Here is a 22,753-nt window from a genome sequence, read left to right on the forward strand (position 1 = left end):
GCATACGCCGTAAAGTGACACGTCCCGCGACCACGGGCGCAGCGACACCACAGCGACACCACAGCGACACGAGGGGGAGGCGATCGGATGCCGCAGACCGAGACACCGGGCACCGAGGCGGCCCCGCGGATCCGGCTGCGCTGGTGGACGGAACTGCCGCTGATCCTGCTGGTGTACGCCTGCTACTCGGCGGGCCGGCTGCTCGCGCGCGGGGACGTGACGACCGCCGTCGACCACGGCCTGGCGATCCTGCGCGTCGAGAAGTTCCTGCACATCAACGCCGAGCACCCGCTGAACCGGCTGTTCACCCGCGAGGCCTGGCTCGGCGTCCCGGCCGACTTCTGGTACGCGTCGCTGCACTACCTGGTGACCCCGGCGATCCTGGTCTGGCTGTTCCGCTCCCGCAGCCTGCGCTACCGGGCGGCCCGCACCTGGCTGATGACGTCCACCTTCATAGGTCTGATCGGCTTCACCCTGCTGCCCACCTGCCCGCCCCGGCTGCTGTCGGCGGAGCACGGCTTCGTGGACACCATGGCCCAGTACAGCTCGTGGGGCTGGTGGGGCGGCGAGGCCAGCGCACCGCGCGGGCTCGGCGGGATGACCAACCAGTACGCGGCGATGCCGAGTCTGCACGTCGGCTGGTCCCTGTGGTGCGGGGTGATGCTGTGGCGCCACGGGCGCACCCGCACGGCGCGCACGGCCGCCGTGCTCTACCCGCTGCTGACGACGATCGTGGTCATGGGCACCGCGAACCACTACTTCCTCGACGCGGTCGCGGGCGCGGCCGTGATGGGCGTCGGCCTGCTGCTGGCACCGCTCGTGATGCGGACCGCGGACCGGCTGCGGATCGCGTCCGCCGCCAGGGTCCCGTCGCTCGCGGCCCGGATCCCGGCCCAGGCGACCGACTCCCCGGCGGTCTCCCCGGCGGTCTCCGCGACGGCCTCCCCGGTGGCGGCCGCGGGCACCGCAGCGACCGCCTCCCCGGACACAACCGCCCCGATTGTCAGTGGCGGATGCCAGACTTCGACGGGTGAACGAATTCCACGGCAGCGCGAGTCACGGTTCGGGGCGGGAACCGAACCGGGTGCCTCCCCCTCGGACGCAGGGGACGGCGCTCCGGCAGCGGCTCGCTGAGCTGCGCGGCCCCGACGTAGCGGCCAAGGCGCTGGACGCCCGTGCCCTCGCGGCCCTCGCCGCCAACCCCGGCTGCAAGCGGCGCGCGATCCTCGACGGCGCCGGGGTGAACAAGGCGGCGCTGGCCGAGGCCCTGGGCTCCCCGTCGGCCTTCGGCCAGTCCCAGTTCGCCCTCACCCGCGGCAACGCGTTCGAGGCGAAGGTCAAGGCGGACGGCGGCGCGGAACTGCTGCGGCTCGTGCACGAACGGCTGGACCCGGGCGCCGAACCGCCCACCACCAAGAGCACCCCCGACCTCACCGCCTCCGGCCCCGAGGGCCGTACCGCGCGCACCGCGCTGGCGCTGCGCGAGGCCACCGAGCAGGCCCTCGGCACCTGGACGTTCCTCGACCACCCGATGCTGGCCCTCGACGTCGCCGGCTCCACCGCCTTCCTGGAGCCCGACGCGGTGGTGGTGCACCCGGACGGCCGCTGGACGGTCGTGGAGATCAAGTCCTTCCCGATGCTGGACGGTTCGGCCGACCCCGCGAAGGTGGGCGCCGCCGCCCGTCAGGCCGCCGTCTACGTGCTGGCCCTGGAGCAGGTCGCCGCCCGCCTCGACCCGCCGCCCCGGGTCCGCCACCGGGTCCTGCTCGTCTGCCCCAAGGACTTCTCCAACCTGCCCACCGCCTGCGCCGTGGACGTCCGCAAGCAGCGCGCGGTCACCAGCCGCCAACTCGCCCGCCTCACCCGCATCCAGGACATCGCCGACGCCCTCCCCGAGGGCACCTGCTTCTCGCCCGAGCTGCCCGCCGAGCAGCTCACGGCGGCCGTCGAAGCGGTCCCGGCGGCCTACGCGCCCGAGTGCCTGGCCGCCTGCGAGCTGGCGTTCCACTGCCGCGCCCGCTCCCGCGCGGCCGGCGCGGTGACCACCCTGGGCCGCTCGCTGCGCGCCGAACTGGGCGGCCTGAGCACCGTCGAGGACGTCCTGTCCGCCGCCCGCGGCGAGTCCGGGGACCCGGACGACCCGGCGGTCACCGCCCTGCGCCGCGCCGCACAGCTGCGCACCGAGGCCCTCGCCGGCCGGGGGGCGATGTGTCGCTGATCGCCACCCTCGCCCGCCTCGAGGCCGTCACCACCGGCCGCGCCCACCCCATGGCCACCGTCCGGCACCGCCATCTGTCCGACCGGCCGCTGGTGTTCGTGCCGCTGACCACCGCCGGTGAGGCCGGGGCCCCGCTCGGCGCGCTCGTCGGCACCGACCGGGACGCGCCGCGGCTGCTCGTCGTACCGCAGCCCCGCGACCGCGACCTGAGGTTCGCGTTCCTCGCCGAACTCGCCGACGTCGTCCTGCCGTACATCGACACCTACGCCGACGCCGTGGAGGCCGCCGAGCGGGGCGAGACCGATCCGGAGACGGGCAAGCGCGTCAAGGTCGAGGTCGAGCTGTGCGCCGACGCGCCCCAGCTGATCGTCCCGAGCCGCGCCGGCATCGAGTACGTCCGCCTCCTCGGCCGCTCCATGCGCTTCCGGCGTACGGCGGAGCAGGACCCGGAGTCGCCGCATCCGGCGCCCCCGCGCGTACCGCTGCTCGGCCGGTGGCTGACGCACTTCGGGGAGCGGGCCCGGGTGCCCGGCTCCTCGCTGCTGCTCGCCCTCACCGAGGTCCTCGGCCGGCACTGGGCGACCGGCCAGTCCAGCCTGGAGGACCAGCACCTGGGCGCGCTGCTCGCCTGGATCGACCCTCCGCAGGGCGTGACGGGCGCCGAGGCGGCGGGGCGGGCCGAGCTGGGCCGGGACGCCGCCGGACAGCTGCTGTGCCCGCCCGCCGGACCGGCCACCGACCCCGCCTTCGACAACAAGCTGCTCGCCCCGGCCATCGAGCGCTACGACCGCGCGCGGACCGGGTTCGCCGCGGCCGAGGACGGGCTGGAGGCCGACGACCGGCTGGGCGCACTGGCCGCCGCCGAGCGGGAGATCCGCGAGCTGGTGCTGAGCCGGACCCTGCCCACCTGGCAGGCCGTGTGGCGGGGGCTCGACCTGCTGCGGGAGCTGCCCGAGGGGGCGCACGGCGAGGAGCGGTGGACGCGCGACCGCTGGTCGTTCACCGGCCACCGCGACCGGGTCGCCGCGGGCGAACCCCCGCAGCCGCGCCGCGACGACGCGGTGACCGCGGCGAACAAGCTGGCCACGCGCGAGCGGGAGCAGGCCCGGCTGGAGGCGCAGGAGGCCCTGGACGACCCGCTGGTGATGGCCGGGCGGCGGCTGGCCGGGGAGGCGTTCGCGGGTGAGGTCGTGGACGTCACCATGGCGTACAGCGAGGGCAAGCGGCCGAGCCCCCGTCCGCTGGTCACCGTCCGGACCGACGACCGGCCGCATCTCGGGGAGCGGGCGAAGGCGTACCGGTCGCTGGGCGGGAAGCCGCAGGCGGCGGAGTGCGTGGAGCGGCCGGAGGACGGGCTGCTGGTGCTGCGGATCGTCGACCGGATGGGCCGCGGCAAGGAGCCGGAGCAGGGGTCGGTGCCGGAGAAGGGCGACCTGCTCTGCTTCACGCTCTTCGCACACGAGCAGCGGGGCGGCGCCAAGCTGCCGGACCCGGAGGAGACGCCGTGGACGCATGGCGGACCGCCCGGTGAACAGGTGCCCGAAGCCCCCGACTCCGTCACCCAGGAGGACGTCCTGTGACCACCGAGGCCGCCCTCGACCCCGGTACGGCGGCGACCCGCGCCACCGACGCGATCCTGCGCGACACGCTGCACGGCACCGCGCGCGGGGTGGTCGTGGACTCCCCTCCCGGCGCCGGGAAGTCCACGCTCGTCGTCCGGGCGGCGCTGGAACTCGCCGAGGCGGGGCGCCCCTTGATGGTGGTGGCGCAGACCAACGCGCAGGTCGACGATCTGGTGCTGCGGCTCGCCGAGAAGAGCCCCGGGCTGCCGGTGGGGCGGCTGCACAGCAGCGACGCCGACCCGTACGACAAGGCGCTGGACCGCCTGGAGAACGTGAAGAAGTCGGCGAAGGCCGCCGACCTCTCCGGCCTGCCGGTGGTCATCTCCACCGCCGCCAAGTGGGCGCATGTGAAGGTCGACGAGCCGTGGCGGCACGCGATCGTGGACGAGGCGTACCAGATGCGCTCGGATGGGCTGCTGGCCGTGGCCGGGCTGTTCGAGCGGGCGCTGTTCGTGGGCGACCCGGGGCAGCTGGACCCGTTCGCGATCGTGGGCAGCGAGCAGTGGGCGGGGCTGTCGTACGACCCGTCGGGCTCCGCCGTGACCACCCTGCTGGCGCACAACCCGGACCTCCCCCAGCACCGGCTGCCGGTCTCCTGGCGCCTCCCCGCCTCCGCGGCCCCGCTCGTCTCCGACGCCTTCTACCCGTACACCCCGTTCCGCAGCGGCACCGGGCCCGGCGACCGGCGGCTCTCCTTCGGCGTGCCCTCGGACGGCTCGGGCACCGACCGGGTGATCGACGAGGCGGCGGAGTCGGGCTGGGGCCTGCTGGAGCTGCCCGCGCGGCACACGCCCCGCACCGACCCCGAGGCGGTCAGGGCGGTGGCGACGGTCGTACGGCGGCTGCTGGACCGGGGCGGCGCGGCCACCTCGGAGCGCTCCCCGCACCCCACCCCCGTGACCGCGGGCCGGATCGCCGTCGGCACCGCCCACCGGGACCAGGCGGCGGCGGTCCGGGCGGCGCTGGCCGAGCTGGGCGTGGCGGACGTCACGGTGGACACCGCGAACCGGCTCCAGGGGATGGAGTTCGACGTCACGGTGATCCTCCACCCGCTCTCCGGCCGCCCCGACGCCACCGCCTTCCACCTGGAGACCGGCCGCCTCTGCGTCCTCGCCTCCCGCCACCGCCACGCCTGCATCGTGGTGTGCCGCGCGGGGGTGGGCGACCTCCTGGACGACTACCCGTCCACAGAACCGGTCCAACTGGGAACCCTCGTGAAGTTCCCGGACGGCTGGGAGGCGAACCACGCGGTCCTGGCACACCTCGGGGAACACCGGGTGCCCTGGACACCGTAAAACAGGGGAACACACGTGCCCTGGACGCCGTGAAGACACGGGAACACCGGGTGCCCTGGACGCCGTAAGGGCAGGGGAACACACGTGCCCTGGGCGCCGTGGAGGCAGGGGGACGTCGGGAGGCCTGGAAAGGGTGGAGGCGGGGGAACATCCCGGGGTGCGGATTCCTTGAGAGTGCGGGGCCGAGGGCCTCTTGCGCCGCCGGGGGACAATGGAAGGTGGTCCGCATCGGAACGCGCGAACGCACAGACGTACGAGGAGGAGAAGACATGGCGGAGCCCACGCCGCGTCGGAACGAACCGCGGCTACGCCCCGCGCCCCTGCTCTTCGAGCCGGCGGAAGCGGCCGGTGATCCGGAGCACTTCTTCGATCTGGAGTCGATCGACGACCCGGGCGCGCTGCTGGCGAGGGCGACGGAGCTGACGGTCGCGTTCCAGGCGGCCGCCGACCGGGCGCTGGAGTTCCAGGCCGTCGCGGCGGCCCAGCTCGCCGACCCGCGCCGCTTCGACCGGCTGACGCCCGCGGACATCGCCCTGCGGGCCGAGTGGACCGAGGACTACGCGAAGAAGATGGTCGAGTTCGGCCGGGACCTGCTGCGGGGCGACACCGAGGGCCGCGGGCCGGTGGACCCGCTGTAGGCCGGCGGGACCCGCATCACCCGAACGGCATATGCCAGGCGGGCAAGATACTCGCTTCCCCACTCCCTGTCCCGGTTTTCCGCAACTCTCGGGAGCCGCTTCCTCACAGCCGGTAGACAGGTGGGCATGAGCAGCGCATGTGTCACCGCGGACGGCGCCGTCTGGCTGGCCTCCGCCGGAACGTATCCGCGCAGCACCCTCGCCCTCTGGGAAGAGCGGCCGGACGCCCCGGTCGTACTGCCCTGCGGTTCCGTGTTCGACATCGTGAGCGCGCCGGCGATGTTCGGGCGGCTGATGCTGGACCGGCTGTGGGGCGAGGGACCGGGCTCCGGGCCGGTGGCGGTGCTCCGGGGGCGGACGCTGCTGTTCGCCGCGCCGGGCACGGCCCAGCGGCTGCCGTCGCTGCTGGAGTGGGAGGAGTGGGGCACCCGCGGCCGGCGGGACGGCCGTGCGGGATGCGTGCCGCCGCTGCTGTGCCACGGCACCGGCGACGCGGTGACCGTGCCCGCGCTCGCACCGGAGCGGGAGCAGGGACCCACCCGCTGGATGGTCGCCCCGGACTGCCGCCACCCGTGGCTGCCGGGCCCCGAGGTACTGCTCTGGGCGGCCGTCCGGGCGGCCCGCGCGGCCGTGCGGATATCGATTTTTCCTCCCCAGGATCAGGGTGCTAATGTCTACGACGTCAGCAGGCGCCGCTAGCTCAGTTGGTTAGAGCAGCTGACTCTTAATCAGCGGGTCCGGGGTTCGAGTCCCTGGCGGCGCACGACGTCGAGGGCGAGGCTTGTTCGCAAAAAGCGCGAACCAGCCTCGCCCTCGTCTTTTTCTGCGCGGCTGCGCCGCGCGCGGTGGGGGCTCCGCCACCCACACCCCCTCGACGTCGGACCAGCCGCCCGGCGTCTAGACGCGCGGCAGCGTGATCTTCACGTTCCAGGCCCCCGTGGGGGTGCGGCTCTCCGCCTGCACCTGTACGCCGGTGCCCGGCACCGTGAAGTTCTCGCCGAGGGCGACCGGGGCGTCGGCGAGGGGCGGGTAGACGGAGGATTCCCAGCAGGCCTCGGTGCGCGGGTGGGCGTCGATCACCTCGACCGGGCCGCGGCCGGACTGGGCGTCGCCGCTGATCCGGTAGACGAGGATGCCGGAGCGGCAGGCGGCGTGGTCGTTGCCGAGGGGGCCGCGGGCCTCGAAGGCGAGGACGGAGCCGGGGCCGGTGCGGACGACGGCCAGTTTGGCGCCGTCGCCGAGGCCGAAGGCGGGTGCGCCGGAGGTGCCGGTGACGGGGACCCCCGGGCCGGCGCCGAGCGGTTCCAGGGTGAGGCGGGTCGGCCCCGCCTCCCTCACGCACACCACCTGGCGCGGCGCCAGCCAGCCCAGCTTCCACTTGTGCCAGCCGAAGAGATCCGGGGCGAGTCCGAACTGGCTGCCCATCAGGTCCCAGTCGCCGACGTAGGTGTCCCAGTCGCCCTTGCCGTCGACCGGCCGGTGGTAGAGGTCGGGCAGGTCGAACACATGGCCGGTCTCATGGGCCAGGACGAGACGGTCCGGGGGGTGCTGCTCGAAGACCGTGACGACACGGCGGATGTCGGTGCCGTCGGCATGCAGGGGCTCGTCCAGGTTGACGACCTTCGTGGCGTCGGAGTCCACTCCGGGCGCGTCCGGGTCGGCGACGAAGTAGACCAGGTCGTACCGGGAGAAATCGACCGTGGGGTCGGCGGCGGCGAGCGCGTCGTGCAGATAGGCGGCGCGGCGCTCGGCGTTCCAGTCGCGCTGTATGGCGTACGCGGTGGACGGCTTCGGCATCCGGATCCAGCGCTTCAGGGGGTGGGCGCGCAGGGTGAACCGCCCGTAGGACGCCTGCCGGAAGAAGCGGCTGGTGGCCGGGAAGTGGTCGGCGGCGAGTTCGGCGGGGGTGGTGTCCGGGGCCCGGTCCGGGAAGGACAGGAAGACCATCACCGCGTCGAGGGCGCGGGTGGGCCGGGGGTAGGCGGTGTTCCAGGTGTCGAGCCCCTCGGAGTGGTGGGCGTCGGTGCGCTGGAGGGCGCAGGGCGCGGCGGAGAAGGGTTCGGCGATGGAGGGGCCGGTGGCCAGGGAGATCGCGGCGATCGCCGAGAGCGTGGTGCACAGGGCCGCGGTGCTGCGCAGTCGGGGGCGCGGGAACGTTCGCGGCACTTCGGACCTCCGGGGGCGGTTCGCGGGACACCGCCCCCAGCCTGTTCGACTTTGTCGCGCTATGCCCTGTTTGTCTGCCCCAGAAGAGTGAGGAGGGAGAAAGCGGGCATCAATCCCGACACCCCCGGAATTCTCACGGTCCGTCACAAGCGATCGAGCGTCCGCAGAAGCGGTCCACCTGCGGGCAGAAACGATCTGTCAGAAAGGTGGGGTGTTCCGGGACACTGGGCAGTGGCTGCGCAACTCCGGGGGCAGCATCTATGATCGGCACACTTTCCTGCCAGGACAGCGATCGAGTGCACTGCGGGAGCGAGCGGTGAGCGGAACGTCCGAAGGGTCGACGCCCGCGGCAGACCTCGACCGGTCCGCCGTCACGGAGCGTGACAGTCATGCCGCTACTTGTGCGGAAAGCCTGGACGGAGCCGACCCTCCGGCCTACCGTTCCGTGTTCGCGGCGGCGCCTCTGGCCATGGCCTTGGTCGATCGTGAGGGCCAGGTCGTGGACGCCAACCAGGCGCTCGGCGACCTGCTCGGCGGCGACGGGGCGAGCCTGGTCGGGCGGGTCGCCGCCGATCTGCTGGACCTCGCCTCCGACGCCCGCACCTGGCACGCCTACCGTGAGGTGCTCCGCGGCCGCCAGGCGAAACTGCGCTGCACCCGGCGGCTGAAGCACCCGGACGGGCGCACGCTCTGGGCCCAGGTCACCGTCGCCCCGCTGGACGAGGGCGGGCCGGGGGTGCTGCTGTCGGTCGCCGACGTGAGCGACCGCCGTGACCTCCAGGCGAGGCTGCGGCACCTCCAGATGCACGACCCGGTGACCCGGCTGCCCAACCGCGCCCTGTTCTTCGAGCGGGTGTCGGCGGCCCTGGAGGCGGAGTCGTACGAGCAGAGCGGGACCGGCCGGATCGGCCTGTGCTACCTCGACCTGGACGGGTTCAAGGCGGTCAACGACACCCTCGGCCACCGTGTCGGCGACCGGCTGCTGGCCGCCGTCGCCGAGCGGCTCACCGAGTGCGCGAAGGACGCCGGGCAGAACCGGCCGAGCGAGCCGCTGGTGGCCCGGCTGGGCGGGGACGAGTTCGCGCTGCTGGTGGAGGACTCGACCGGCACCGAACAGCTCGCCGATCTCGCCGAGTCCGTGCTGAAGGCGCTCCAGGCGCCCTTCGACCTCGCCGGACAGCGGATGAACGTCTCCGCGTCGATCGGGGTCGTCGAACGGCACGCCGCCGGGACCACCGCGACCGCGCTGATGCAGGCCGCCGACACCACGCTGTACTGGGCGAAGGTGGACGGCAAGGACCGCTGGACGCTGTTCGACCCGGAACGCAACGCGCATCTGATGACCAGCCAGGCCCTCGCCTCCACCCTGCGGCCCGCCATCGAGCGCGGCGAGTTCCGGCTGGAGTACCAGCCCCTGGTCGGTATGTCGGACGGACGGCTGCGCGGGGTGGAGGCGCTGGTGCGCTGGGACCACCCGCGGTTCGGATCGCTGCCGCCGAATCGGTTCGTCGCGCTGGCCGAGGAGGACGGTTCGATCGTCCCGCTCGGGCGATGGATTCTGGCCACCGCCTGCCGTCAGGCCCGCGCCTGGCAGCTGGACCGGCCGGAGGAGCCGCCGCTGTTCGTGAGCGTCAACGTGGCGGTCCGTCAGGTGTGGGACTCCGACCTGGTGGCGGACGTGGCGGAGATCCTCGCCGAGACCGGGCTGCCGCCGCACCTGCTCCAGCTGGAGCTCACCGAGTCGGCCGTCATGGGCTCGGCGGGCCGCCCGCTCCAGGCCCTCCAGGCCCTCAGCGACATGGGGGTGCACATCGCCATCGACGACTTCGGCACCGGCTACTCCAACCTCGCCTATCTGAGCCGGCTGCCGGTCTCGGTCCTCAAGCTGGACGGGTCGTTCGTCCGCGGCTTCCAGTACGAGGGCACGGGCGCGGCGCCCAACCCGGCCGACGAGGTCGTCGTCGAGGCGATGATCGACCTCGCCCACCGGCTCGGCCTCACCGTCACCGCCGAGTGCGTGGAGACCGCCGCCCAGGCCAACCGGCTGCGCAGCATCGGCTGCGACACCGGCCAGGGCTGGCTGTACTCGCGCGCGGTGTCGCCGGACCGCATCTCCGAGCTACGGGCGTCGGGCCCGGACCGGGCGGCACCGGTGGGGGCGCCGCAGAACCCGTAGGGGCGTCCCCGGGCACCGGCTCTCAGCCGGCCGCCGGCAGTCCGTACGCGTCCGCGACCAGTTCGTACGACCGCAGCCGCAGCTCGCCGCGGTGGGCGTGGCTGGTGAGCATCAGCTCGTCGGCGCCGGTGCGCTTGTGCAGGTCGTCGAGGCCGGTACGGACCTCGTCGGCGGTGCCGTGGACGATGTTCGCCGTCCAGGAGTCGACGAACTCCCGCTCCAGCTCGCTGAACGTGTGCGCCTCCGCCTCCTCCGGGGAGGGGAAGAGACCGGGGCGGCCGGTGCGCAGCCGGACCATGTTGAGGCCGGTCGCGAGGACCTGGCGGCGGGCCTCGTGCGCGTCGTCGGCGGCGAGGACGGAGACGCCGATCAGGGCGTACGGCTCGGAGAGCACCGCGGACGGGCGGAAGGACTCCCGGTAGAGGTCCAGGGCCGGGACGGTGTTCTGCGCGGAGAAGTGGTGCGCGAAGGCGAAGGGCAGACCGAGCAGTCCGGCGAGCCGGGCGCTGAAGCCGGAGGAGCCGAGCAGCCAGACCGGCGGCCGGTGCCGGGACTGCACACCCCCGGGCGAGGTCGCCTGGACCGGTCCGGGCACGGCGTGGATACGGCGGTAGCGGTGCCCGTCGGGGAAGTCGTCGTCCAGGAACCGGGTGAGCTCGGCGAGCTGCTCGGGGAAGTCGTCGGCGCCCTCGTGCGGGGTGGCCGTCCGGCGCAGGGCGGCGGCGGTGGCGCCGTCGGTACCGGGGGCGCGGCCGAGGCCGAGGTCGATCCGGCCCGGCGCGAGCGCCTCCAGGGTGCCGAACTGCTCCGCGATGACGAGGGGCGCGTGGTTGGGCAGCATGACGCCGCCCGAGCCGAGCCGGATGCGGTCGGTGTGGGCGGCGAGGTGGGCGAGGATCACCGCGGGCGAGGAGGAGGCGACGCCGGGCATCGAGTGGTGCTCGGCGACCCAGTAGCGGTGGAACCCGCGGGACTCGGTGAGCCGGGCGAGGTCGACGCTGGTGCGCAGCGCGTCACCGGCGGTGCGCCCGGAGCCGACGGTGACCAGGTCGAGGACGGAGAGCGGGGCGGGGGCGGTGCCGTGAGCGGCGGCCCGTATACCGTCCGCCACCACACGTCCCGAACCGATCCCGTCCGCCACGATCCCGTCCGCCGCGGCCCTGGCCGACCCGGTCCCAGCCGACGCGGTCCCGTGCGCCGCCGTCCCGGTCGCCGCGGTCCTGGCCGACCCGGTCCCGTGCGCACCGGTCCCGTGCGCACCGGTCCCGTCTGCCGCCGTCCTTACCGACGCCGTCCCAGCCGCCGCCGTCCCAACCGTCGAGGTCCCGGCCGCCGAGGTCCCAGCCGCCGCCGTCCCGGTCGCCGAGGTCCCGGCCGACGCGGTCCCGTGCGCACCGGTCCCGTCTGCCGCCGTCCTTACCGACGCCGTCCCAGCCGCCGCCGTCCCAACCGTCGAGGTCCCGGCCGTCGAGGTCCCAGCCACCGCGGTCCCGTGCGCACCGGTCCCGTCCGTCACCGTCCCAGCCGTCGCCGTCCCGTCCGTCACCGTCCCAGCCGTCGCCGTCTCGTCCGGTGTCGTCTCGTCTGGCGCCACGGGGTCCTCCTGTTGTCGGGCTTGCGGTGTCCTTCCTGTGGTAACAGGAGGGTGTCCCCGTTTATTCCCCCCGGGGAGGGAACCGTCGGCTCACACCTGCACGATCGGCTCCCGGGTGAACAGCGTTCCGAGTCCCGGCGCGTTCACCCGCCGGTCCGTCAGCCGCAGCCCCTCCCAGACGGTCACCTGGTTCGCGGTCAGGACGGTTTTGCCCAGCTCCCGTTCCAGGGCCGGGAGGCAGGCGACGGTGTGCAGGGCGGTGTCGGGCAGCAGCACCGCCTCGGCGCCGGACGCGTCGGCGGCCCGCGCGAGGGCGAGCACCTCCGCCTCGTCCCAGGCGCCGGCCCGCTCCGCCGTGACCCCGGCGGCGTGCACCGAGGTCACCTCCAGCCCGCCGGCCCGCAGGAACTCCGCGAACAGAGCGGCGGTCCGCGCCGGGTAGGTGGCCGCCACCGCGACCCGCGCGGCCCGCAGTTCCCGGGCCGCGTGCACGAAGGCGAACGAGGTGGAGGAGGCGGGCATGCCGGCGGCCGTGGCCAGGGTGCGCACCTGGTCGTGGGCGCCCTCCCAGCCGTAGTCGAAACTGCCGCGCGTGGAGGCCCAGACGATCGCCTCCGCGCCCGACAGCCGCAGTTGCTCCACGCCCGCCGCGAGCCGGTGCGGCGCGCCGAGGCGCAGGGAGGCGTCGATGGGCCCGCCGTCCTCCCCGCCGTCCTCCCCGGGGTCCGCGCGGACGAGGTCCACCCGGATGTCGCCGGCCAGGAGCTGCTCGATACGGGGGTAGTCGTCCTCGGCACAGTGGCCCGGGTGGAGGAATCCGAGTGCGGTCATGACGGCCTTCCTGCTGCTGCTCTTCTTCCGGAGGTACCCGGGTACCCCGCGTGCGCAGCCCACGGCCTCCATCCTCACCTGGTTGGCGGTCCGGACGTGTTGACGGCCGTGGAGCGGGGTGCGACCGTGTTCCGTCCGCGCACGTCAGGCCCTTGGTCATGAAAAGGCACCGGATGGCCGCCGTCCCCACGCTCCTCGTGCTCGACGCGGAGCCCCTCCCCCGCCTCGGCCGGCTCACGGGCCGGGTGCGGGTGCTGCACGCCGACGGCTCCACCCTCGGCGCACTGCTGCCGCAGGCCGACGTCCTGCTGGTGTGGGACACCGCCTCGGACGCGGTGCGCACCGACTGGCCGGGCGCGGGGCCGCGACCGCGCTGGGTGCACACGGCGGGCGCGGACGTGGACCGGGTGCTGTCGCCGGAACTGGCCGCGTCCGACACGGTGCTGACGAACGCGCGCGGGGTCTTCGAGGAGCCGGTCGCCGAGTACGTCGCCGCGCTGGTCCTGGCGATGGCGAAGGACCTGCCGGGGACCTGGGCGGCGCAGGCGCGCGGCGAGTGGCGGCCCCGGGAGAGCCGGCAGGTGGCCGGCACCCGGGCCGTGGTCGTCGGGTCGGGCCCGGTCGGCCGGGCGATCACCCGCACCCTCAAGGCGCTCGGCGTCACCACCGCGCTGGTGGGGCGGGTCCCGCGCACCGGCATCCACGGCCCCGACGATCTGGACCGGCTGCTCGCCCGCGCGGACTGGGTGGTCGCGGCGGCCCCGCTCACCGAGCTGACCCGGGGTCTGTTCGACACCCGCCGCTTCGGCGTGATGCAGCCCTCGGCCCGTTTCCTGAACGTCGGCCGCGGCGGCCTGGTCGTCGAGGAGGCTCTCGTACGGGCCCTGCGCAGCCGCTGGATCGCGGGCGCCGCCCTGGATGTGTTCGGCGCCGAACCCCTGCCGCCCGACAGCCCGTTGTGGCAGGTCCCGGGCCTGCTGGTGTCCCCGCACATGAGCGGCGCGGCGGTCGGCCGGCACGACGAGCTGGGGGCGCAGTTCGTCGAACTGTTCGAGCGCTGGGCGGCGGGCCGGCCGCTGCGGAACGTGGTCGACAAGGCGCGCGGATACGTCCCCGGCCGCTGACGGTCCGCACACTCCCCTCACACGACGTCCCCGCATATCCGGTGGCCGCCCGGGTAGCCGCGCGGCCATGGCTCCACCGAACAGACAACCCACACACCACGACAACCCCACCCGTCGGTCGCTGCTCGCGGGGGTGGCGGCGCTCGGCGCGCTGGGCGCCGCGGGCTGTTCGCGCGTGGCCACGGCGTCCACCGCGGACGGCGGCGACCTCCTCGACCGGCTCCGCGCCGCCGGGGTCGTCCGGCTCGGCATCGCGGGCGAGATCCCCTTCGGGTACATCGACAGGGACGGGCGGCTCACCGGGGAGGCGCCCGAACTGGCGGAGGCGGTCTTCAAACGGCTCGGGGTGGACTCGGTGCAGCCCGTGCCCACCGAGTTCGGGTCGCTGATACCCGGGCTGAACGCCCAGCAGTTCGACGTGGTGGCCGCCGGGATGTACGTCACCCCCGAGCGCTGCGCGCAGGTCCTGTTCGCCGACCCCGACTACCAGATGCTCGACTCGTTCGTCGTGCGCAGGGGCAACCCCGAGGGGCTGGACACCTATCAGGACGTCGTGCAGAAGAAGGCGAGGTTCGCCACCGGCACCGGGTACGCGCAGATCCAGCACGCGGTGGCGGCGGGCTACCAGGAAAGCGACATCCTGATCGTGCCCGACCAGGTCGCCGGGCTGAACGCCGTGGAGACCGGGCGGGCCGACGTGTTCGCGGGAACGGCCGTCACCACGCGCGACGTGGTGAGGAAGTCCCGCAAGGCCGAGGCGACCGAGCCCTTCGCGGCCGTCGTCGACGGCAAGCCGACCGTCGACGGAGGCGCCTTCGCCTTCCGGCTCACCGAGACCCGGCTGCGGGACGCCTTCAACACCGAGCTGCACCAGCTCAGGAAGAGTGGCGAACTGGCCCGCATCCTGCGGCCCTTCGGATTCACGAAGGCCGAGATGACGGACCTGACCGCGAAGGAGCTCTGCGGCGGATGACCACGGGACTGTGGGAACTCGTGCTCCGAGGGGTGTGGACGACCCTCCAGCTCCTCGTGTTCAGCGCCGCGCTGGGGGCGGTCGTGGCGTTCACCGTGGGGATCGCGCGCACCCACCGGCGCCGGCCGGTCCGTTTCCTCGCGGGCTGCTACACCGAGGTGTTCCGGGGCACCTCGGCGCTGGTGATGATCTTCTGGGTGTTCTTCGTGCTGCCGCCCGCCTTCGGCTGGCAGCTGGTGCCGATGTGGGCGGGCACGCTCGCGCTCGGGCTGACCTACGGGGCGTACGGCGCGGAGATCGTGCGCGGGGCGCTCGGCGCGGTCGATCCGGCGCAGCGGGAGGGCGGCATCGCGCTCGGGTTCACGCCCGGGCAGCGGCTGCGCAGGATCCTGCTGCCGCAGGCGGTGCCGGAGATGATCCCGCCCTTCTCCAACCTGCTGGTCGAGCTGCTCAAGGGCACCGCCCTGGTGTCCGTGATGGGCATGGGCGACCTGGCGTTCAGCGGCAATCTGGTCCGCCTGGCGCTCCAGGAGAGCGCGGAGATCTACACGTACGTCCTGCTCCTCTACTTCGTCATCGCGTTCCTGCTGACACGGCTGATGCGCGGACTCGAACACCGGCTGAAGGCGGGGCTGCGATGAACTGGGACTGGAACGCCGTACGCGACTTCATGCCGCTGCTGTGGGACGGGACCCTCGTCACGCTCCGGGCGCTGGCCCTCGGGTCGCTGATCTCGTTCACGCTGGGGCTGCTGTGGGCGCTGCTGATGCGGACGCCGACCCGGTTCGTGCGGTGGCCCGTCGGGGCCGTCACCGAGTTCGTGCGGGACACCCCGCTGCTGGTGCAGCTGTTCTTCCTCTTCTACGTGCTGCCCGAGTGGGGGCTGACCCTGTCGGCCATGACCACCGGGGTCGTGGCGATCGGGCTGCACTACTCGACATACACCATGCAGGTCTACCGGGCCGGCATCGAGGCGGTGCCGGCCGGGCAGTGGGAGGCGGCGACCGCGCTGAACCTGCCGAGGGGCCGCACCTGGCGGGCGGTGATCCTGCCGCAGGCGGTCCGCCGGGTCGTGCCGGCGCTCGGCAACTACGTGATCGCGATGCTCAAGGACACACCGCTGCTGATGGCGATCACCGTGCTGGAGATGCTCGGCCGGGCGCGGCTCTTCTCCCAGCAGCACTTCCGGTTCACCGAGCCGCTGACGGTGATCGGCGTGGCCTTCGTCGTCATCTCCGTCCTCGCCTCCTTCCTTCTGCGCACCCTGGAGCGACGCCTTGTCCGTTGAGATCAGCAACGTCACCAAGCGGTTCGGCGACCACACCGTCCTCGACCGGCTGGACCTGTCCGTGAAGGCTGGCAGCCATGTCACCCTCATCGGCCCGTCCGGGTCCGGAAAGACGACCATCCTGCGGATGCTGATGACCCTCACCGCGCCCGACTCGGGCACCATCACGGTGGACGGTCAGCCGCTGTTCCCCGCCACGGAGAAGCAGCGCCGCGCGGTGCGCCGGCAGATCGGCATGGTCTTCCAGCAGTTCAACCTGTTCCCGAACATGAGTGCCCTCAGGAACGTCACCGAGGCCCCGGTCACCGTGCTCGGGCTGGCGAAGGACGAGGCGGAGGAGCGGGCCCGCGGGCTGCTGGACCTGGTCGGGCTGGCCGACAAGGTGTACGCGCGGCCGTCGCGGCTCTCCGGCGGGCAGCAGCAGCGGGTGGCGATCGCGCGGGCGCTGGCGATGCGGCCGAAGGTGCTCCTCCTGGACGAGGTGACCTCCGCCCTGGACCCCGAGCTGGTCGCCGGGGTCCTCGACGTCCTCAGGGACATCGCCTCCACCACCGACATCACCCTGCTCTGCGTGACCCACGAGATGAACTTCGCCCGGGACATCTCCGATCAGGTACTGATGTTCGACGCGGGGCGGGTCGTCGAGGCGGGTCCACCGGAGCAGATCTTCGGCGCGCCGGAGGAGGAGCGGACCCGGGAGTTCCTGAGCGCGGTGCTGTAACGGGGCAGGTCGCGCGCGGGGCCGGAGCGGCTGGTCATGCCTTTGGCATATGCCAGAGGGTCAGTGCCGCAGTTGAGGGCACCAAGGGCACGCCATATTCTCGCCAACAACCCCTCCCCTCCGGCTCCTTGGCCGTTATCGTGGAGATGATTCGCTGCCAGGATCACCGCTCATGGATCACCGCTCATGGATCACGGCCAGAGGAAGCGACCAGGGGGGAACACCGTGGCGCTGAAGCACGAGCCGACCGCGCCGTACCACTCGGCTCAGGACGCCCTGCGCGTCCTGGAGACGGTGGCCCGGCACTCCACCGGTGTCACCGACGCCGAGCTCGCCCGCGAGACCAGCCTGGACACGGAGCGGCTGACCGCGCTCCTGCGCATGCTGCGCCGCGAGGGATACGTCGAGCAGGTCACCGACGGCGCCTATGTCACCGGAGACGCCCTGACCCGCCTGGGCTCCGCCCACGGCCACCAGCAGGCCCTGCGCGAGCAGCTCCAGCGCACCCTCGACCGGCTGCGCGACTCGATCGGCGCCGCCGTCTACGTCAGCCGGTACGTGGACGGCGAGGTCACCATCGCCCAGTACGCCGACAGCCCCGCCACGCCCGCCGTCCACGAGTGGTTCGACTTCCGCTCCTCGGCGCACGCCACCGCGCTCGGCAAGAGCCTGCTCGGCCAGCTCGACCACAACGGCCGGCGCGACCACCTCTCCCGGCACAAGATGGCCCGTCTCACCTCGCGCACCATCACCAGCGACCGGCTGCTCCTGTCCCGTCTGGAGGCCCAGCCGCCCACGGTCCCGCATCTCGACCTCCAGGAGTACGCGATCGGCACGGTCTGCGCGGCCGTCCCGATCACCGCCGGCTCCTCCGTGGGCTGTCTCGCCCTGTCCCTGCCCGTCGCCCACGCCCACCGCCTGCGCCACGCGGCCGACGCCCTGAACCGGAACGCGGCCCCGGTCCTGCTCTCCCTCGCGATCTAGGGAGGCAGCCCCCTAGGGCCTGTCGTCACATTCCCGCCTGCCCCGCGACGCCATGCACGCACTCTCGGCGCACCGGGCCCTGACCCGAGTACGTCCAGTACGCGAGTCAGGGCCCGGCACGCCGAGAGCACGCACCTGACGCCGCGGGGCCGCCCTTCGGGCGACGGCGGGAATGTGACGACAGGGCCTGGGGGCCGCCGTTCCGGGCGCCGGTGCTACGGGGTGGCGACGAACCGGAACTCCGGTCCGTAGCGCTTCGCGGGATCGTTCGGAAGAGGCATGTCCATCAGCTTGAGCGCGGGACCCTTGAGGGCGAACATATGACCGACCGCGTCGCCCAGGTGCGCGTCGGCGTCCTCCGGCCGGTCCTGCTCCCAGGCCTTCTCCAGCGCGTGCAGCATCTCGCTGAAGGCCGTGTTGCCCTTGTCCAGCTCGGCCCGCGCGGCCGCGTCGGGGACCGTGCCCGGGTCGTTCGCCCAGCCGCCCTTCGGCACCCTGCCCATCGGACGGGCGTTCGGGAACGGGATGGGGTCGCCCTGGAAGTCCCACTTCGGGGGCGTCTCCTGGATCTTCTTCAGCTTCCGGCCCCGGAAGATCTCCCGGAAGACGTAGTAGTGGGACAGCTCGCCCGCGTGCCCGGGGAAGGGGTTGTCCGGGGTCTTGTCCGTGCCCTCGCCCTGTTCCTTGATGACGGTGATCGCCTGCTCGACGTCGGCGAAGGTCCTGATCGGGAAGAGGCTGTTCCCCTCCCCGTGGTGCCCCATGCTCCTGGTCACCTGACGGGTGCCCCTGATCTCCCCCTGGTGCACACGGAAGGCCTCCAGGATCGCCGTGTAGAAGGCGCCGATCGAGGCGAACGTCTCCTCGGCGGCCGCGAACTGGGCGAGCGGCTCCTCCGGCGCCTCGATCTGCGAGTACATCTCGACCGAGTCCGTCGTCAGCCCACCGAGGTAGACCTCCAGATCGGGATTGATCTCGGGCCGCACCCCACCGGGCAGCGGACAGGGGTACGGCGCCAGCACGCTCTCGTCGGCGAGGCGCGGGCTCCCGCCGATCGTGGTGAGCAGGTTGCAGACATGCCCGAGGTGCGACATCTCGTCGAAGACGATCACGCGGATGGCGGCGGCCGCCGCCTTCCCGGAGTCGGTGTCCTGGAGCAGCGACCACATGCCGCACAGGTAGGGCGGCAGGGTGGCGAGCTCCAGCATGATCGCCTGCTGCAGGGCGTCCTTCAGCCAGGGCAGGGAGCGCTGCTCCGGGGGCGTTCTCAGCAGGCGGACGATCCCGTCACTGCTGTAGTCGAGCTCCACGGTGGTCACGGCGGACCCCTTTCGGGTCGGTGGAACGAAGAGATCTGGTGCCACCACCATCGAGCGAGAAAGGGGACCGGCATGTGACATATGACTATGTGGTCACGTGGTTCACCCACGCGGAGGGGCGCACGCCCCGGTGCTCGGCCGGTGGTCCGGAGCACCGCTCGGGACCAGGTAGTATTTTCTCTGTCGCCACCGCCGAAGGGCGGACGGCGGGAGTCATGCGCCGCTAGCTCAGTTGGTTAGAGCAGCTGACTCTTAATCAGCGGGTCCGGGGTTCGAGTCCCTGGCGGCGCACACTGGAAGGGCCTCTCGTGGAGACACGAGGGGCCCTTCGGCATCCCCGCCGGTCAGCGGCCGGTAGCCGGACTCCCCCGGCGGGCGCCACCACACCGGGTCCGCGCACCGCACCCCCTCCCGCCTCAGCAGCGCACGGTGGATCTTGTTGGTGGCGGTGACGGGCATCCGCTCCACCACCCGGACGAACCGGGGCGCCATCTTCGTCCCCAGGTCCGGCTGGGCGGCGAGGAACGCGGCGAAGGCGGCCGGCTCGAACTCCCCCGCGAGCGTCGCCATCACCTGGTCCCCGGTCACCGGGTCCGGCACCGCGTACACGGCGACGGCGTCCGCCCCCTCGTACCGGGCGAGGATGTTCTCGATCATCGCGGCGGCCAGGTTCTCGCTGTCCACGCGGATCCGGTCGTCCGTGCGCCCGGCGAAGTAGAGGTAGCCGTCGGGGTCGCGGTAGAAGAGGTCGCCGGTCCAGTACAGGCCGTCCCGGCGCCGCTCGGACTCGGCCGCCGGGTTGCGCCAGTACCCCTCGAACGGGTTCGGGCCGCGGTTGACCAGCTCCCCGATCGCCTCGTCCCCGTTCAGCAGCCGCCCGGCGGTGTCGAAGCGGGCCGGCGGGCACTCGTCCCCCGACTCCGCGTCGAGGACGGCCAGCCCGGGGCCCGCCCGCCCCACCGCGCCGGCCGGTGTCCCCGGCGTCCACTGCACCGCCGCGCCGCCCTCCGAGGAGCCGTACCCCTCCACCAGCCGCACCCCGAACCGCCGCTCGAAGGCCGCCGCGTCCACCACCCCGGCCTCCGTCCCGAAGCCGAGCCGCAGCACATGGTCCCGGTCGGCCGGGCCCGGCTCGGTGGCCAGCAGGTACTGGATCGCCCGGCCGACATAGGTGAAGTACGTCGCCCGGTGGCGCCGTACGTCCGCGAGGAACGCGGAGGCGGAGAAGCGGCGGCGCAGCGCCACCCCGGCCCCGGCGGCCAGCGCGGGGGCCCAGTCGGCGATCACCGCGTTGCCGTGGAACATCGGCATGCAGATGTAGTGCACATCGTCCGGTACGACGGAGAACTGCGCCGCCAGGGACCGGCCCGCGGCGGCCAGCCGGCCCTGGGTGCAGATCGCGGCCTTGGGCGCGCCGGTCGAACCGGAGGTGAAGTAGAGCAGGAGACGGTCGGCGGGGCGGGCCCGGGACGGGTCCGGGCGGGCGCCCGCGAAGGGGGCGAGGAGAGCCCCGTACTCCTCCGTGTCCGTCACCAGGACACGGACCCCGGGGAGGTCGAGCCCGGCGAGCAGCGGGAGACGGACCCGCTCGGTGATCAGCAGCGCGCACTCGGTGTGCAGGATGTCCCGGGCCAGTTCGGGGCCCCGGCGGGTGGGATTGATCCCGGCGACCGCGGCACCGGCGAGCGCGGCGGCGGACAGCCACAGGGGGAACTCCGGGGTGTTGTCCAGCAGCACCCCGAGATGCGGTGCGGCGCCCGGCGGCAGCAGTTCGGCGAGGAGCGCGGCCCGGGCGGCGGCGCCGGCCGCGATCTCGTGATGGCTGAGCACCGTGTCCTCGCACCACAGTCCCGGCCGGTGGTCGTCCCAGCGGTGCGCTACGAGTGCGGCGACGGACTCCATGGGGGCGCACGGTAGCTGACATGGCGTCAGATGACTATGCCGGAGAACGCCCGCGTGCCGCTGTCGATCCGGCCGCGTCCCGTTCGACATCCTGAGGGAGGACGCGATCGTCCTCCGGGGAATCGTTCTCCGAGGAGGCGACAGGACCTGATGAGGACACCCATGGACCAGCTGCTGCGCGTGCAGAACTTCACCATCTCCGGCGACGGTGTCGCCGCCGGCGAGGACCAGAGCCTGGAGCGGCCCTTCGGCCACGCCGTCGATCCGGCGCGGCTCTTCTCCTGGGCCGGCGCCACGGCGAGCTGGCCCAACCGCACCGAGCCCGGCGGAACCCGGGGCCTCGACGACTACTTCGCCCGGGACTTCGGCAACAACATCGGCGCCGAGATCATGGGCCGCAACAAGTTCGGACCCCAGCGCGGCCCGTGGCACGACCACGAGTGGCGCGGCTGGTGGGGTGAGGAGCCGCCCTTCCACACGCCGGTGTTCGTCCTGACCCACCACCCGCGTCCGTCGTTCACGCTCTCCGACACCACGTTCCACTTCGTGGACGGCGACCCCGCCACCGTGCTCGCGCAGGCACGGGAAGCCGCGCGGGGCAAGGACGTCCGGCTCGGCGGCGGTGTGACCACCGTCCGGGAGTTCCTCGACGCCGACCTCGTCGACACGCTGCACGTGGTCGTCGCACCGGTGACGCTCGGGTCCGGGCTGCGCCTGTGGGACTCGCCCGAGGAGCTGCTGGACCGGTTCCACCTGGAGGTGGTGCCCAGCCCGAGCGGCGTGACGCACCACCTCTTCTGGCGCAGATGACACGAGTGGCACGAGAGACGGCTAGGGCCCGACGTCGCTCCAGGCGGACATCTCCGCCTGGGCGCCGATCATGAAGGCGACGCAGGCGGCGAGCACCAGGCCGAGGAAGACCAGCAGACAGCCGGACTGCGCGAAGAGCAGCCCGTGCGCAGGGGGGTGGGCGGTGGCTCGCTCGGGACGGTCGGCGGGGTGGAAGACGGTGACGATGTCCCCCTCCAGGACCGTCCCCGGGCCGTTCTCCTCCTCGAACCGGACCGTGCGGCCCTCGCGGGTGGTGAACTCGTAGACATGGTGCAGGACCGTCGTCACCCGGCGGTGCTCACCGCTGCTGGTCCTGGTCGTCGTGTACGTCCGCAGACAGCGCGCCTCGGCCGTCAGACCGCTGCCCCAGGCCCGGGCGACCCGGCGCGAGCGGCTGATCACGGTGTACATCGCGAAGAGAACGCCCACGATCATGATCGACGGGACGATCAGAAAGAAGATGTCCATAAGAGCCCCCCGAACTCCGGTCACCGGCCTGCGCGGCCGGTGTGCAGGGAACGTACCCGTGCGCGGGGCGGGGTTGACTCAAGAGAAGCTCAGAACTACGGACCGGTCACCAGCAGTTTGATCATCAGGACGACACCGGCGCCGAAGAGGACCAGGGCGAAGGCCATGGACGCCGTGTCCTTGCCGGGCTGCGGCGCGGACGCGGTGGCCTTCTCCGGGTCCTCGGCCGTGTAGTACACGAGGACCTCGTCACCGGTCTCCCGGGTATGGGGGCCGCCGCCCTCCTTGAACACGACGCCGCGGCCGTCGGCGGTGGTGTAGGTGTACTCGTGCCACTGTGTCGTGCGGGGCACGTTGTTGACGACCTGCGTGGTCCGCCACTGCCGCACCACCCGCGCCTGCGCGGTCAGCCCGCTCTCCCAGGCCGCCCGCCGCTGCCGCGTACGGCGCACGATCGCGTACGCCGCGGCGACGAAGCCGACGACGAGCAGGACGAAAACGACGTTGACGGCCTCCATGCGGCCCGCACCCCCGTACCTCGACGCCAGGACCCGCGTGCGCCCGTCGAGGGCGCACGCGGACCCGGACCCTACCCGACGGCCC

At 73.1% G+C, this 22,753-nt stretch carries 20 protein-coding genes, 2 tRNA genes and 1 pseudogene; 16 read left to right on the plus strand and 7 right to left on the minus strand.

Annotation, left to right across the window (positions count from 1 at the left end):
- Window positions 1–87: 87 nt before the first annotated feature.
- The 7 genes from ACYQ8Q_RS17715 to ACYQ8Q_RS17745 all read left to right on the plus strand — a co-directional run bounded on the left by ACYQ8Q_RS17715 (window position 88) and on the right by ACYQ8Q_RS17745 (window position 6,536).
- Window positions 88–1,134, plus strand: coding sequence for a phosphatase PAP2 family protein (locus ACYQ8Q_RS17715; protein WP_460066057.1), 1,047 nt, complete (start codon window positions 88–90; stop codon window positions 1,132–1,134).
- Complete coding sequence (locus tag ACYQ8Q_RS17720; protein WP_460066058.1) at window positions 1,085–2,218, plus strand: hypothetical protein; 1,134 nt, start codon at window positions 1,085–1,087, stop codon at window positions 2,216–2,218. The genes ACYQ8Q_RS17715 and ACYQ8Q_RS17720 overlap by 50 nt, the downstream gene beginning before the upstream one ends.
- Entirely contained in the window at window positions 2,209–3,798 is a 1,590-nt protein-coding gene (locus ACYQ8Q_RS17725; protein WP_460066060.1) for a hypothetical protein, read from the plus strand. Before ACYQ8Q_RS17720 ends, ACYQ8Q_RS17725 begins: the two co-directional genes overlap by 10 nt.
- A complete protein-coding gene (locus ACYQ8Q_RS17730) occupies window positions 3,795–5,135 on the plus strand; it encodes an AAA domain-containing protein (RefSeq protein ID WP_460066061.1) in 1,341 nt (446 codons plus the stop codon). Before ACYQ8Q_RS17725 ends, ACYQ8Q_RS17730 begins: the two co-directional genes overlap by 4 nt.
- 269 nt (window positions 5,136–5,404) lie before the next feature.
- Window positions 5,405–5,773 (plus strand): hypothetical protein, encoded by a 369-nt coding sequence (locus tag ACYQ8Q_RS17735; protein WP_460066062.1) that lies wholly within the window; start codon window positions 5,405–5,407, stop codon window positions 5,771–5,773.
- Window positions 5,774–5,899: 126 nt separating this feature from the next.
- Window positions 5,900–6,472 (plus strand): bifunctional DNA primase/polymerase, encoded by a 573-nt coding sequence (locus ACYQ8Q_RS17740; RefSeq protein WP_460066063.1) that lies wholly within the window; start codon window positions 5,900–5,902, stop codon window positions 6,470–6,472.
- A tRNA-Lys gene (locus ACYQ8Q_RS17745) sits at window positions 6,463–6,536 on the plus strand. Before ACYQ8Q_RS17740 ends, ACYQ8Q_RS17745 begins: the two co-directional genes overlap by 10 nt.
- Window positions 6,537–6,670: 134 nt before the next feature.
- Here ACYQ8Q_RS17745 and ACYQ8Q_RS17750 read toward each other — a convergent pair.
- Window positions 6,671–7,939 carry a M6 family metalloprotease domain-containing protein gene (locus ACYQ8Q_RS17750; RefSeq protein WP_460066065.1) on the minus strand — a complete coding sequence of 423 codons (1,269 nt, stop codon included), beginning with the start codon at window positions 7,937–7,939 and terminating at the stop codon, window positions 6,671–6,673.
- A 316-nt stretch (window positions 7,940–8,255) separates the two neighbouring features.
- On the opposite strand from ACYQ8Q_RS17750, the gene ACYQ8Q_RS17755 reads away from it, so the two are divergent.
- A complete protein-coding gene (locus ACYQ8Q_RS17755) occupies window positions 8,256–10,115 on the plus strand; it encodes a putative bifunctional diguanylate cyclase/phosphodiesterase (protein WP_460066067.1) in 1,860 nt (619 codons plus the stop codon).
- A 22-nt stretch (window positions 10,116–10,137) separates the two neighbouring features.
- Here ACYQ8Q_RS17755 and ACYQ8Q_RS17760 read toward each other — a convergent pair whose 3' ends face one another.
- Window positions 10,138–11,229, minus strand: coding sequence for an LLM class flavin-dependent oxidoreductase (locus tag ACYQ8Q_RS17760; protein ID WP_460073359.1), 1,092 nt, complete (start codon window positions 11,227–11,229; stop codon window positions 10,138–10,140).
- A gap of 570 nt (window positions 11,230–11,799) precedes the next feature.
- Window positions 11,800–12,540: a maleate cis-trans isomerase family protein gene (locus ACYQ8Q_RS17765; RefSeq protein WP_460066068.1), complete on the minus strand. Its 741-nt coding sequence runs from the start codon at window positions 12,538–12,540 to the stop codon at window positions 11,800–11,802.
- Between the two features lie 158 nt (window positions 12,541–12,698).
- Here ACYQ8Q_RS17765 and ACYQ8Q_RS17770 point away from each other — a divergent pair, with 158 nt between their 5' ends.
- The 6 genes from ACYQ8Q_RS17770 (at window position 12,699) to ACYQ8Q_RS17795 (ending at window position 17,630) form a co-directional block, all read left to right on the plus strand.
- Window positions 12,699–13,664 carry a D-2-hydroxyacid dehydrogenase gene (locus tag ACYQ8Q_RS17770; RefSeq protein WP_460066069.1) on the plus strand — a complete coding sequence of 322 codons (966 nt, stop codon included), beginning with the start codon at window positions 12,699–12,701 and terminating at the stop codon, window positions 13,662–13,664.
- Between the two features lie 67 nt (window positions 13,665–13,731).
- Window positions 13,732–14,637 (plus strand): ectoine/hydroxyectoine ABC transporter substrate-binding protein EhuB, encoded by a 906-nt coding sequence (ehuB, locus tag ACYQ8Q_RS17775; protein WP_460066071.1) that lies wholly within the window; start codon window positions 13,732–13,734, stop codon window positions 14,635–14,637.
- On the plus strand, window positions 14,634–15,278 hold the full coding sequence (ehuC, locus tag ACYQ8Q_RS17780; RefSeq protein ID WP_460066072.1) for an ectoine/hydroxyectoine ABC transporter permease subunit EhuC: 645 nt from the start codon (window positions 14,634–14,636) through the stop codon (window positions 15,276–15,278). Before ehuB ends, ehuC begins: the two co-directional genes overlap by 4 nt.
- The gene (gene ehuD, locus ACYQ8Q_RS17785) at window positions 15,275–15,925 is read left to right on the plus strand and encodes an ectoine/hydroxyectoine ABC transporter permease subunit EhuD (RefSeq protein WP_460066073.1); all 651 of its coding nucleotides are present in this window, start codon (window positions 15,275–15,277) and stop codon (window positions 15,923–15,925) included. Before ehuC ends, ehuD begins: the two co-directional genes overlap by 4 nt.
- Window positions 15,915–16,646 (plus strand): amino acid ABC transporter ATP-binding protein, encoded by a 732-nt coding sequence (locus ACYQ8Q_RS17790; RefSeq protein ID WP_460066074.1) that lies wholly within the window; start codon window positions 15,915–15,917, stop codon window positions 16,644–16,646. The genes ehuD and ACYQ8Q_RS17790 overlap by 11 nt, the downstream gene beginning before the upstream one ends.
- A gap of 225 nt (window positions 16,647–16,871) precedes the next feature.
- Window positions 16,872–17,630, plus strand: a complete 759-nt coding sequence (locus ACYQ8Q_RS17795) for an IclR family transcriptional regulator (RefSeq protein WP_460066075.1) — start codon at window positions 16,872–16,874, stop codon at window positions 17,628–17,630.
- Between the two features lie 215 nt (window positions 17,631–17,845).
- On the opposite strand, the gene ACYQ8Q_RS17800 is transcribed toward ACYQ8Q_RS17795, so the two are convergent.
- Window positions 17,846–18,949 carry a ferritin-like domain-containing protein gene (locus ACYQ8Q_RS17800; RefSeq protein ID WP_460066077.1) on the minus strand — a complete coding sequence of 368 codons (1,104 nt, stop codon included), beginning with the start codon at window positions 18,947–18,949 and terminating at the stop codon, window positions 17,846–17,848.
- Window positions 18,950–19,166: 217 nt separating this feature from the next.
- Here ACYQ8Q_RS17800 and ACYQ8Q_RS17805 point away from each other — a divergent pair.
- Window positions 19,167–19,240 (plus strand) — tRNA-Lys (locus tag ACYQ8Q_RS17805).
- Here ACYQ8Q_RS17805 and ACYQ8Q_RS17810 read toward each other — a convergent pair.
- Window positions 19,206–20,851 (minus strand): annotated as a pseudogene (locus ACYQ8Q_RS17810) (AMP-binding protein). The gene ACYQ8Q_RS17805 and the pseudogene ACYQ8Q_RS17810 sit on opposite strands and share 35 nt — an antisense overlap.
- Window positions 20,852–21,013: 162 nt before the next feature.
- On the opposite strand from ACYQ8Q_RS17810, the gene ACYQ8Q_RS17815 reads away from it, so the two are divergent.
- Window positions 21,014–21,661 carry a dihydrofolate reductase family protein gene (locus ACYQ8Q_RS17815; protein WP_460073361.1) on the plus strand — a complete coding sequence of 216 codons (648 nt, stop codon included), beginning with the start codon at window positions 21,014–21,016 and terminating at the stop codon, window positions 21,659–21,661.
- Between the two features lie 21 nt (window positions 21,662–21,682).
- Here the strand turns inward: ACYQ8Q_RS17815 and ACYQ8Q_RS17820 are convergent, their stop codons facing one another.
- Both ACYQ8Q_RS17820 and ACYQ8Q_RS17825 read right to left on the minus strand, forming a co-directional pair.
- Window positions 21,683–22,150, minus strand: coding sequence for a DUF3592 domain-containing protein (locus tag ACYQ8Q_RS17820; RefSeq protein WP_460066078.1), 468 nt, complete (start codon window positions 22,148–22,150; stop codon window positions 21,683–21,685).
- A 95-nt stretch (window positions 22,151–22,245) separates the two neighbouring features.
- Window positions 22,246–22,668: a hypothetical protein gene (locus ACYQ8Q_RS17825; RefSeq protein WP_460066080.1), complete on the minus strand. Its 423-nt coding sequence runs from the start codon at window positions 22,666–22,668 to the stop codon at window positions 22,246–22,248.
- Window positions 22,669–22,753: the final 85 nt, after the last annotated feature.

The sequence above is a fragment of the Streptomyces sp. YKOK-I1 genome (assembly GCF_054660435.1).